The following is a 10,535-nucleotide window of genomic DNA, read 5'->3' on the forward strand; positions in this document are numbered from 1 at the left end:
CCAAGTGCGGGGTGGATGTTGTGCTTAGCGGACCACGCGGCCACCCAAAACCACGTGGGATGGGTGCGCCACGGTGTCCAGGGTCCTCCGGGGATCGTTCCGGAACAGCACGACGTCGGCCCGCGCCCCTTCCGTCAGCCCGTCAGCACCCAGCCAGGCCCGGGCGGCCCAGCTGGCCGCGTTGAGCGCCTCGGCTGCGGGCAACCCAGCCGCGTGCAGGGCAAGGATTTCGTCCGCAATCCTTCCGTGACGGATCACGCTGCCGGCGTCCGTTCCGGCGAAGATCTGCACTCCGGCTTCCCAGGCCTCCCCTATGCGTTCCAGCCGTCGTTCCCAGAGCGCCAGCATGTGGTCGGCGTACACCGGAAACTTGGGCCTGGCTTGGGCGGCAATATCAGGGAACGTGGCGATGTTGACCAGCGTCGGAACGATGGGGACGCCCTGCTCCACAAACCGCGGCAGGTGCCGGGGCAGCAGGCCGGTGGCGTGTTCGACGCAGTCGATCCCGGCGTCGAGCATCTGGTCCAGGGTGTCTTCGGCGAAGCAGTGGGCGGTGACGCGGGCACCTTCGTCGTGTGCGGCACTGATCGCATCACGGACGACGCCGGCGGGAAAGGAGGGTGCGAGGTCGCCGGCGCTCCGCTCGATCCAGTCCCCGACGAGCTTGACCCAGCCGTCGCCGTCGCGGGCTTGCTTGCGCACGGCCTCCACAAGGCCTTCAGGCTCGACCTCCTGGGCGAAGCCCCGGAGGTAGCGGCGGGTCCGGGCGACGTGCCTGCCGGCCCGAATCAGCAGCGGAAAGTCGCGGCCACCCTGCATCCACCGGGTGTCGGCGGGCGATCCCGCGTCCCGGATCAGCAGCGTTCCTGAGTCCAGGTCGGCACGGGCCTGGGCTTCGGCCTCCCCGGCGTCCACCGGGCCGGCAGGGCCCAGGCCGATGTGGCAGTGGGCGTCGACGAAGCCGGGCAGCACCCAGCCGTCGAGCACAACGTCCGGACCGGCCTCCGGGCGGGTAAACGTCAGGCGTCCGTCCACGGACCAGAGGCCGTGCCTTTCGCTGTCCGGTCCCGTGAGGGCGGTGCCGCTGAAACCAATGATGTAGGGCATGGATGCCTCCTCTTCCTGCCCGGTCAGGCTAGCACCGGCAAATGTGACAGGGCCGTTAGCGCTTGTCCCTGCAGGGCGTGTGGTAGCTTCGTTCCTGACCACACGGGTGCCCTTGCAGGGGCTGAGATCGGGCTGACGCGGCCTGCGACCGTCGAACCTGTCCGGGTAATGCCGGCGAAGGAAGTGAGTATTCCTTGAATACACCCAAAACAGTGCTGACCCCTGCCCAAAACCACCCCGCCGGAGCCACGCCTGAAGTGCCTGTCACCCAGTCCCTGAAGTCGCACTCGCTGGCCTACATCGATGATCCGGAGCGCGGGATCCGTGTCCCGGTCACGGAGATCGCGCTGGAGCCCTCGCCCAACGGGCAGCCAAACGCCCCTTTCCGCACCTACCGGACAGCGGGGCCGGGAAGCGACCCCGTGCGCGGCCTCAGCCCCTTCCGGTCGGAATGGATTGAGGCGCGCGCTGACACGGAAGAGTACAGCGGAAGGGAACGGAACCTGCTCGACGACGGCCGCTCGGCCGTACGCCGCGGCGCCGCCTCCGCGGAGTGGAAAGGCGGGCGCCCGGTGCCCCGCCGCGCCGTCGACGGCCGGACTGTCACCCAGATGCACTATGCCCGGAAGGGCGTGGTGACGCCGGAGATGCGGTTCGTGGCACTGCGGGAAAACTGTGATCCGGAACTGGTCCGGAGTGAGGTGGCGGCCGGACGGGCGATCATCCCCAACAACATCAACCATCCGGAGTCCGAACCGATGATCATCGGCAAGGCTTTCCTGGTGAAGATCAACGCCAACATCGGCAACTCCGCCGTGACCAGTTCCATCGCCGAGGAGGTGGACAAGCTGCAGTGGGCCACGCGGTGGGGTGCCGATACGGTGATGGACCTGTCCACGGGCGACGACATCCACACCACCAGGGAGTGGCTCATCCGCAACTCCCCCGTGCCGATCGGCACCGTGCCCATCTACCAGGCCCTGGAAAAGGTCAACGGCGAGGCGAACGCCCTCACGTGGGAAATCTTCCGCGACACCGTCATAGAACAGTGTGAACAGGGCGTGGACTATATGACTGTCCACGCCGGCGTCCTGCTCCGCTACGTGCCGCTGACCGCCAACAGGGTTACCGGCATCGTGTCCCGGGGCGGGTCGATCATGGCGGGCTGGTGCCTGGCGCACCACCAGGAGAATTTTCTCTACACGCACTTCGATGAGCTGTGTGAAATCTTTGCCCGGTACGACGTCGCGTTCTCGCTGGGTGACGGCCTGCGCCCCGGTGCCACCGCGGATGCCAACGACGCTGCGCAGTTCGCGGAACTGGACACGCTGGCCGAGCTGACGGAGCGCGCCTGGAAGCATGACGTGCAGGTGATGGTGGAGGGGCCGGGCCATGTCCCGTTCCACCTGGTCCGGGAGAACGTAGAGCGCCAGCAGGAACTGTGCAAGGGTGCGCCGTTCTATACCCTGGGGCCGCTGGTCACCGATGTAGCTCCCGGCTACGACCACATCACATCAGCCATCGGCGCCACCGAGATCGCCCGCTACGGCACCGCCATGCTCTGCTATGTCACGCCCAAGGAGCATCTGGGACTGCCCGACAGGGACGACGTGAAGACCGGGGTCATCACCTACAAGATCGCCGCGCACGCCGCTGACCTGGCCAAGGGCCACCCCGGAGCGCACGAACGGGACGACGCCTTGTCCAAGGCCAGGTTCGAGTTCCGCTGGCGGGACCAGTTCGCGCTCTCGCTCGACCCCGAGACGGCCGAAGCGTTCCATGATGAAACGCTGCCGGCCGAGCCCGCCAAGACGGCACACTTCTGCTCCATGTGCGGGCCGAAGTTCTGCTCGATGCGGATCAGCCAGGACATCCGCAACGAGTACGGGTCGGCGGAGGCGCAGGCCGCGATAGCAGAAGCGGCATCCGGGATGCGGGAGAAGAGCCAGGAGTTCCTGGAATCCGGCGGCAAGGTGTACCTTCCCGAGCTGAAAGTCCCGGCCGGAAGCTGAGCCTGCCGCCGGCGGTGACCGGCGGTTGCTGTGGCCGGCCCGGGCGGCTAGGACGCCCGGGCCGGTTCACTCCGGCTGACCTCGGCGAGGAACTGCCGGATTGCCCGGTTGCCGTCCGCTGAGTCGTGGGGCCGGTGCCCGCCGGCGGCGACACGGTGCAGGGCACCGGTCTCCCTCAGGTACCCGGCGATTTCTTCGTACAGCGGTTCCCAACCCCCGGTGAGGACAAGGGTGGGGACTCCTGGGACGATGTGAAGTGGCGCCTCCCATGAAGGGGACTGCAGCCGCAGCCGGCGGGCAGAGCGCTTCTCCTCCAGGGTTGCTGGCTGGTGCAGGTCTGCGGCGTAGACGCGGCGGACGAACTCCCGCTGGAAGTCCTCGTCGCTGAGTTGGTGGCGGACGTCGAACAGCGGTTTCATCATCCGGATGTGGGCGGCTGTTGCGGGCAGCTCCGCGGTGAGGGACAGGCAGGCCGGCTCCACCAGGGTCAGCGAATGCACGAGGTCCGGGCGCTCCACGGCCGCCATCATGGCCGGAATGGCTCCCTGCGCATGGGCCACAACGTGTCCGCCGGCAGCACCCCGCCCGTCATCGCCCAGGGAACGCAGCACGATGGCCGTGTCCTCCGCAAAGGAGGACTCCAGGGGTTCGGCGGTGCTGTGGTATCCGTGCCGGCGGAGGAACAGGGCGTCGTACATCAACGCCATGCCGTGCTGCCGGGGCCAGGCGGCGGCGCCGAAGCTCCCCGAGCCGTGCACGAACACTACCCTCTGCTTGAACATCCCCCAACCCTATTCCACGGCGCCGGCATCTTAACGAAATAGCGCCAAGTGTCGTTGGGACGTTTCCAACGACACTTGGCGCTACTAGGCGGCAGTGTTCCTAGTTGCCCAGGAACTTGTCGAAGCCCTTGGGCAGGTTCAGCTGGGAAGGGTCAAAGTCACCGGACTGCTGGCCGAAGGAAGCTCCGGTGGGCAGGGCCTTGGATGCGTTGGCGCGACGCGCTTCGGCGTCCTTGCGTTCCTGGGCGGCCTTGGCCGGGTTTCCTGACCGGGCCTTCTTCTTCGGCGCGTTCTTCGCGTTCTTCCGGGCCCCGCCGCCGGCACCGGGGAGGCCGGGCATGCCTGGCATCCCGGGCATGCCGCCCTGGGCCATCTTCTTCATCATCTTCTGGGCCTGCGCGAAGCGTTCCAGCAGGCCGTTGACCTCGGAGACGTGCACACCGGAACCACGGGCGATACGGGCGCGGCGCGAACCGTTGATGATCTTGGGGGCCACGCGTTCGTGCGGGGTCATGGACCTGACAATCGCTTCAACGCGGTCGATCTCGCGTTCGTCGAACTGCTCCAGCTGCTGGCGGATGTTCTGGGCGCCGGGCATCATCATGAGCATTTTCTTCATGGAGCCCATGTTGCGGATCTGCTGCATCTGGGCCAGGAAGTCGTCCAGGGTGAAGTCTTCCTGGTCGGCGAACTTCTTCGCCATCCGGGCAGCTTCGTCTTTGTCCCAGGACTTCTCGGCCTGTTCGATGAGCGTGAGGACGTCGCCCATGTCCAGGATGCGCGAGGCCATCCGGTCCGGGTGGAACAACTCGAAGTCGTCCAGGCCCTCACCGGTGGACGCGAACATGACGGGCTTGCCGGTGACCGAGGAGACGGACAGCGCGGCACCACCGCGGGCATCGCCGTCGAGCTTGGACAGGACGATGCCGGTGAAGTTGACGCCCTCGTCAAACGCCAGGGCCGTGTTCACGGCGTCCTGGCCGATCATCGAGTCGATGACGAAGAGGACTTCGTTGGGCACGATGGCCCGGCGGATCTGGCGCGCCTGCTCCATCATGTCCGCGTCGACGCCGAGGCGGCCTGCGGTATCCACGATGACGACGTCGTGCAGTTTCTGGCGGGCTTCCTCCACGCCGGCCCGGGCAACGGCCACGGGATCGCCCGCCGGCTGCTCCAGCTCGGTTGAGGTTGCACCCGGGTGCGGGGCGAAAACAGGGACGTTGGCCCGCTGGCCCACCACCTGCAGCTGGGTGACGGCGTTGGGCCGCTGCAGGTCACACGCCACCAGCATGGGGCTGTGGCCCTGGGACTTCAGCCACTTGGACAGCTTGCCCGCAAGGGTGGTCTTGCCCGCGCCCTGGAGGCCGGCAAGCATGATGACGGTGGGGCCGTTCTTGGCCAGGCGGATGCGCCGGGTCTCGCCGCCGAGGATCTCCTTGAGTTCCTCGTTGACGATCTTGACGATCTGCTGGCTGGGGTTCAGCGCCGCTGATACCTCGGCGCCCAGCGCCCGTTCGCGCACGCGGCTGGTGAATTCCCGCACCACGGGAACGGCAACGTCCGCGTCCAGCAGGGCGCGGCGGATCTCCCGGACGGTGGCATCGACGTCGGCCTCCGTCAGGCGGCCCTTGCCGCGGAGATTCTTGAAGGTTGCTGTCAACCGGTCAGAGAGTGAATTGAACACGCGCCGTGAACTTCTTTCAGGAGATGATCGGGACTCGACTATCTAGGGTACCAAGTCGGGCACGCCAGATGGCATGCTGGCAAAATGACGAGCCAAACAACTGTCAAGACCCTGCTCATCCTCGGCGCCTCAGGCGACCTCACAGGCCGGCTGCTCCTGCCGGGACTGGCCCGGCTGGTGGCCGCCGGCCGGGCGGACGGCCTCCGCCTCGTCGGTGCCGGATCCGACCCCTGGACGCCGGAACAGTGGCGGGAGCGGGTGCAGTCCTCCTTCGCCGCGGCTGCGGAGACCGCGGAGCCGGACGGCAAGGACGCGCTAGCTGCGCTGGAAAAGGACACGGCGTACCACCAGCTCGATGTCACAGCCGCCGGCGCCCTCGCTTCCCTGCTGGAAAGCCTCGACGGCCCCACCGCCGTCTATTTCGCGCTGCCGCCCAGGATCAGCCAGCTGGCGTGCGAAGCGCTGCAGCCCGGGGAGGTGCCGGCGGGGACGCGGCTGGTGATGGAGAAGCCCTTTGGCTCCAGCGAGGAGTCGGCGCGGTCCCTGAACAGGACGCTTGCCCGGCTGGTTCCGGAGGACCACATCCACCGCGTGGACCACTTCCTGGGGAAAGCCACGGTCCTGAACATCCTGGGACTGCGTTTCGCCAACAACTTCCTGGAGCCGGTATGGAACCGGCGGCACGTGGAGAAGGTGGAAATCTTCTTCGACGAGGATCTCGCACTGGAGGGCCGGGCACGGTACTACGACGGTGCTGGCGCCTTGCGGGACATGATCCAAAGCCACCTCCTGCAGGTGATGGCCCTCCTGGCCATCGAACCGCCGGCAACCCTGGGTGAGCGGGACCTTCGCGACGCCATTGCCGCAGTCCTTCGCGCGGCCAGTGTGGCGCCGCCGTTTACCGACTCCACCCGGCGGGCACGCTATGGAGCGGGCACGGTGGGAGGCAAGACGGTACCGGATTATGCCCGCGAGGACGGCGTGGACGCGGACCGCGGCACAGAGACTTTGGCTGAAATCCGGATTGGAATCGACAACTGGCGCTGGAGCGGTGTTCCGTTCATCCTCCGGTCCGGCAAGGCGCTGGGCAAGAAGCGGAAGGAGGCTGTCATCACTTTCCTTCCGGTGCCGCACCTGCCGCAGGGTTTCACGGGCGTCGACTCGCCGAACCAGCTGAGGATCGGATTCGGGCCGGACACCCTGGAGTTCGATGTTGACGTCAACGGCCCCGGAAACATTTTCAGCCTCGGCCGGGTCACCCTCGAGGCGGAGCTGAGCGCCTCCGACCTCCTCCCCTACGGTGAGGTCCTTGAAGGCGTACTGACCGGGGACCCGCTATTGTCCGTGCGGGGTGACACCGCCGAGGATTGCTGGCGCATCGTTGAACCGGTACTTCAGGCCTGGGCGCAGGGTTCCGTTCCCCTTGAGGGGTACGACGCCGGGTCGGCGGGTCCGGCGGCCTGGGCCACCTCCCGGGAAGGGCAGTGAGCGGGGGCTGATTTTGAGGCCGGCCCGCACTCCTTAAGAGCGGAAGCGGGGTGGGCGGGAACCTTCCGGTTCCCGCCCACCCCGCTTCTGTCTGCCCGTTCCCCTGTGGCAGGGGCCGGCCGGATGACTGTCCTAGATGGCGGCTACGCCGCGTTCGCCGGTCCTGACCCGGACTGCTTCAAAGACATCCATGGTCCAGACCTTTCCGTCACCTGCCCTGCCGGTGTTGGAACTGGCGATGATGACGTCCAGGATGTCATCGGCCTGCTCGTCCGTAGCCAGCACCTCTACCCGGATCTTGGGCAGGAGGTCCACGTTGTACTCGGCGCCGCGGTACACCTCGGTGTAGCCCCGCTGCCGGCCGTAGCCGCTGGCTGCGCTGACCGTCAGGCCCTGCACTCCGTAGGCCTCCAGGCCTTCCCGGATTGCTTCAAGCTTCTCGGGCCTGACGATTGCGGTGATCAGTTTCATGCCCCCACGCTTTCCTTGCCTGTTGCGGTTTCTGGCTTCTTGGCATCTGCTGCAGCGGCGCTGCCGGCGGTTTCTGCCTGGTTCTTGCCGGTGATCATGTCATGCAGCGGCTGGAAGCTTCCGCCGTGTCCGGAGAGGCCGAACTCGTAGGCGGTCTCGGCGTGCAGGCTGAGGTCCACACCCACCGTTTCCTGTTCCTGCGAGACCCGGAAGCCCATGGTCTTGTGGATGGCCAGCGCGATGATCGCCGTCAGGATGGCCGAGTAAGCAATCGCGATGCCTGCCGCTGCGAGCTGTGCCCACAGCTGGGCGAAGCCGCCGCCGTAGAAGAGGCCGCCGCCCACACCGTCGGCGGGCAGTGCGATGAAGCCGAGGGCAACGGTGCCGATGATGCCGGACACGAGGTGGACCCCAACAACATCCAGCGAGTCGTCGAAGCCCCAGCGGAACTTCAGGCCCACCGCCAGCGCGGAGGCCACGCCTGCCACGACGCCGAGGCCGAGGGCACCCACGGGGCTGACGTTGGCGCAGGCCGGGGTGATGGCCACAAGTCCTGCGACCACACCGGAAGCGGCGCCGAGGGACGTGGGGTGGCCGTCGCGGATCCGCTCGGTGACGAGCCAGCCGAGCATGGCAGCGGCGGGAGCGGCCAAGGTGTTCACCCAGATGAGGCCGCCCTGCTCCGCAGTGGTGGCAGCGCCGCCGTTGAAGCCGAACCAGCCGAACCACAGGATGGCAGCGCCCAGCATGACGAACGGGATGTTGTGCGGGCGGTGGTTGGGATCCTTGCCGAAGCCCTTGCGGTTGCCGATGATCAGGACCAGAACCAGCGCCGCAACACCGGCGTTGATGTGAACCACGGTGCCGCCGGCGAAGTCGATAGCGGGGCCGAGGGCCTTACCCACTGCTCCCTCGGGACCGAAGAGGCCGCCGCCCCACACCATGTAGGCAAGCGGGCAGTAGACCAGGGTGACCCAGACCGGGACGAAGACGCTCCAGGCGCCGAACTTGGCGCGGTCAGCGATAGCGCCGCTGATCAGCGCAACGGTAATGATGGCGAAGGTTGCCGCGAATCCCGCCTTGATGAGCCCGTCCGGCGTATCGATGCCTTCAAGCCCGAAGGTGGCAAACGGGTTTCCCACGATCTGCAGGAAGCCTTCGCCGCCCGTCATGGAAGCGCCCCACAGAATCCAGACCACGCCGACCATGCCGATGGAGATGAAGCTCATCATCATCATGTTCAGTGCTGCCTTGGCACGCGTCATGCCGCCGTAGAAAAATGCCAGGCCCGGTGTCATGAACAGCACGAGCGCTGCCGACACCATGAGCCAAACGTGACCTGCGGTAAGTTCCATGGTGCACGTCCTCTCTTCCGAATCTTGCGGAGTCCTCCGCCTGCCAACGCCCTTTGCGTCCTGTAACGAGTGTGTCGGCGGCGTGTTTCGCCCGCAGAGGATTTAGATTGCCGGACTGTTACAACAACCTCTAGGAAGTAAATGGTGCATATCCGCCTTGTTACGGTTGTGTTTCACCACTCCCGCCGGCAGCCGGCGCCCCACCCTGCAAGGAACCGTGCATCATGATGGCAGAAGCCCGCGCCAGCGGCACCGCTTCAAGGATCCTGGCCCGCCTGCGGCCCGGCCGGGACAAGCTTCCCCGCGATATCAAGGTGATGCTGGCCGCCGCGTTCCTGATCGCGCTGGGATTCGGGCTTGTTGCGCCTGTATTGCCGCAATTCGCCACAACATTCGGTGTGGGCAATACGGAAGCGGCCGTGATCGTGGCCATCTTCGCGTTCATGCGGCTCATCTTCGCCCCGGCCGGCGGTGCCCTGATCGCCAAACTCGGGGAACGGCCGGTCTATGTGTCGGGGTTGCTCATCGTGGCGGCCTCAACGGCGGCCTGCGCCTTTGCCGGGAGTTATTGGCAGCTGTTGCTGTTCCGTGGACTGGGCGGTGCAGGTTCGGTGATGTTTACGGTCGCTTCCATGGCCCTCGTGGTCCGGCTGGCGCCGCCGGAGAGCCGGGGCAGGGTGTCCGGCGCCTACGCCTCCGCGTTCCTGATCGGCAACGTCTGCGGACCGATCGTCGGCGGCCTGCTTGCGGGGTTTGGCCTGCGGGTTCCGTTCCTTGCGTACGCGGCTGCCTTGGTCATCGCGGCAGCGGTGGTCCAAACGCAGCTGAGCCACCAGCGGCGCGGCTCCGGACCGGCGGCCAACCGGGCGCCGGATATGCCCTTCGGCGAGGCCCTGCGGAGCGGGGCTTACCGGGCCGCACTGGCATCCAGTTTTGCCAACGGGTGGGCTACGTTCGGGGTCCGGATGGCCACCGTCCCGCTGTTTGCTGCGGCGGCCTTCGGCGCCGGTCCCGAGGCGGCCGGGCTGGCCCTGGCAGTATTCGCGGCAGGCAATGCAGCGGCGCTGTCATTCTCCGGCCGCCTGGCGGATTCGCTGGGACGCAGGCCCATGATGATGTGGGGGCTGGCGGTGGCGGGGCTGGCCACCGCGGGCATCGGTTTCGCCCCGGGCCTGCCATGGTTCCTTGCCGCCTCCGCACTCGCCGGCATCGGTTCGGGCCTGTTCGGTCCTGCCCAGCAGGCCGCCGTCGCAGATGTAATCGGCAGCGGCCGGTCCGGCGGCAAGGTACTGGCGGTCTACCAGATGACGTCCGACGTCGGTGCGATCGTCGGCCCCGTCCTGGCCGGTGTGCTCGCGGACCGGCTGGGCTTCGGCTGGGCTTTCGGTGTCACGGGCGGGGTCCTGCTACTGGCCGTCGTTGCGTGGCTGGCCACGCCGGAAACACTTCGGCCCGCCACGTCACAGGACGCAGCGGGCCGGAAGAAGGGCTAGCTGTAATTCCCACTGAGGTTGTGAACGCGGCTGATGGGGGTTTTGCCTCCGATGCCGGTATGGGTTCTGTGGTGATTGTATGCGTGTAGCCAGTCTGGGTAGGCGGCGGCGCGTTCGGCTTCTGTTATGTAGGGTCTGGCGTA

At 66.9% G+C, this 10,535-nt stretch carries 8 protein-coding genes, 1 pseudogene and 1 riboswitch; of the genes and pseudogenes, 3 read left to right on the forward strand and 6 right to left on the reverse strand.

From position 1 onward, the window contains the following. Positions 1–24 precede the first annotated feature (24 nt). A complete protein-coding gene (locus AC1DBN_RS20895; protein WP_091720916.1) occupies positions 25–1,107 on the reverse strand; it encodes an amidohydrolase family protein in 1,083 nt (360 codons plus the stop codon). Between the two features lie 92 nt (positions 1,108–1,199). Further along, a riboswitch (TPP riboswitch) is annotated at positions 1,200–1,307 on the forward strand. Between AC1DBN_RS20895 and thiC the strand changes: the two genes are divergently transcribed. Continuing rightward, entirely contained in the window at positions 1,302–3,119 is a 1,818-nt protein-coding gene (gene thiC, locus AC1DBN_RS20900) for a phosphomethylpyrimidine synthase ThiC (RefSeq protein ID WP_477724137.1), read from the forward strand. (Overlaps the previous riboswitch by 6 nt.) A 47-nt stretch (positions 3,120–3,166) precedes the next feature. On the opposite strand, the gene AC1DBN_RS20905 is transcribed toward thiC, so the two are convergent. Then, a complete protein-coding gene (locus tag AC1DBN_RS20905; RefSeq protein ID WP_091720919.1) occupies positions 3,167–3,901 on the reverse strand; it encodes an alpha/beta fold hydrolase in 735 nt (244 codons plus the stop codon). A 100-nt stretch (positions 3,902–4,001) separates the two neighbouring features. Next, positions 4,002–5,585 carry a signal recognition particle protein gene (ffh, locus tag AC1DBN_RS20910; protein ID WP_056085337.1) on the reverse strand — a complete coding sequence of 528 codons (1,584 nt, stop codon included), beginning with the start codon at positions 5,583–5,585 and terminating at the stop codon, positions 4,002–4,004. An 84-nt stretch (positions 5,586–5,669) separates the two neighbouring features. On the opposite strand from ffh, the gene AC1DBN_RS20915 reads away from it, so the two are divergent. Next, a complete protein-coding gene (locus tag AC1DBN_RS20915) occupies positions 5,670–7,073 on the forward strand; it encodes a glucose-6-phosphate dehydrogenase (protein ID WP_477724138.1) in 1,404 nt (467 codons plus the stop codon). Positions 7,074–7,205: 132 nt separating this feature from the next. Here the strand turns inward: AC1DBN_RS20915 and AC1DBN_RS20920 are convergent, their stop codons facing one another. Continuing rightward, positions 7,206–7,544, reverse strand: coding sequence for a P-II family nitrogen regulator (locus AC1DBN_RS20920; protein ID WP_015937412.1), 339 nt, complete (start codon positions 7,542–7,544; stop codon positions 7,206–7,208). After that, on the reverse strand, positions 7,541–8,899 hold the full coding sequence (locus tag AC1DBN_RS20925; RefSeq protein WP_056085333.1) for an ammonium transporter: 1,359 nt from the start codon (positions 8,897–8,899) through the stop codon (positions 7,541–7,543). The genes AC1DBN_RS20920 and AC1DBN_RS20925 overlap by 4 nt, the downstream gene beginning before the upstream one ends. Positions 8,900–9,123: 224 nt before the next feature. Here AC1DBN_RS20925 and AC1DBN_RS20930 point away from each other — a divergent pair, with 224 nt between their 5' ends. After that, complete coding sequence (locus AC1DBN_RS20930; RefSeq protein WP_397427780.1) at positions 9,124–10,392, forward strand: MFS transporter; 1,269 nt, start codon at positions 9,124–9,126, stop codon at positions 10,390–10,392. Here AC1DBN_RS20930 and AC1DBN_RS20935 read toward each other — a convergent pair. Next, positions 10,389–10,535: pseudogene (locus tag AC1DBN_RS20935) on the reverse strand (IS481 family transposase); the annotation flags it as partial. The gene AC1DBN_RS20930 and the pseudogene AC1DBN_RS20935 sit on opposite strands and share 4 nt — an antisense overlap.

It is taken from the genome of Pseudarthrobacter sp. 10T415, assembly GCF_056394175.1.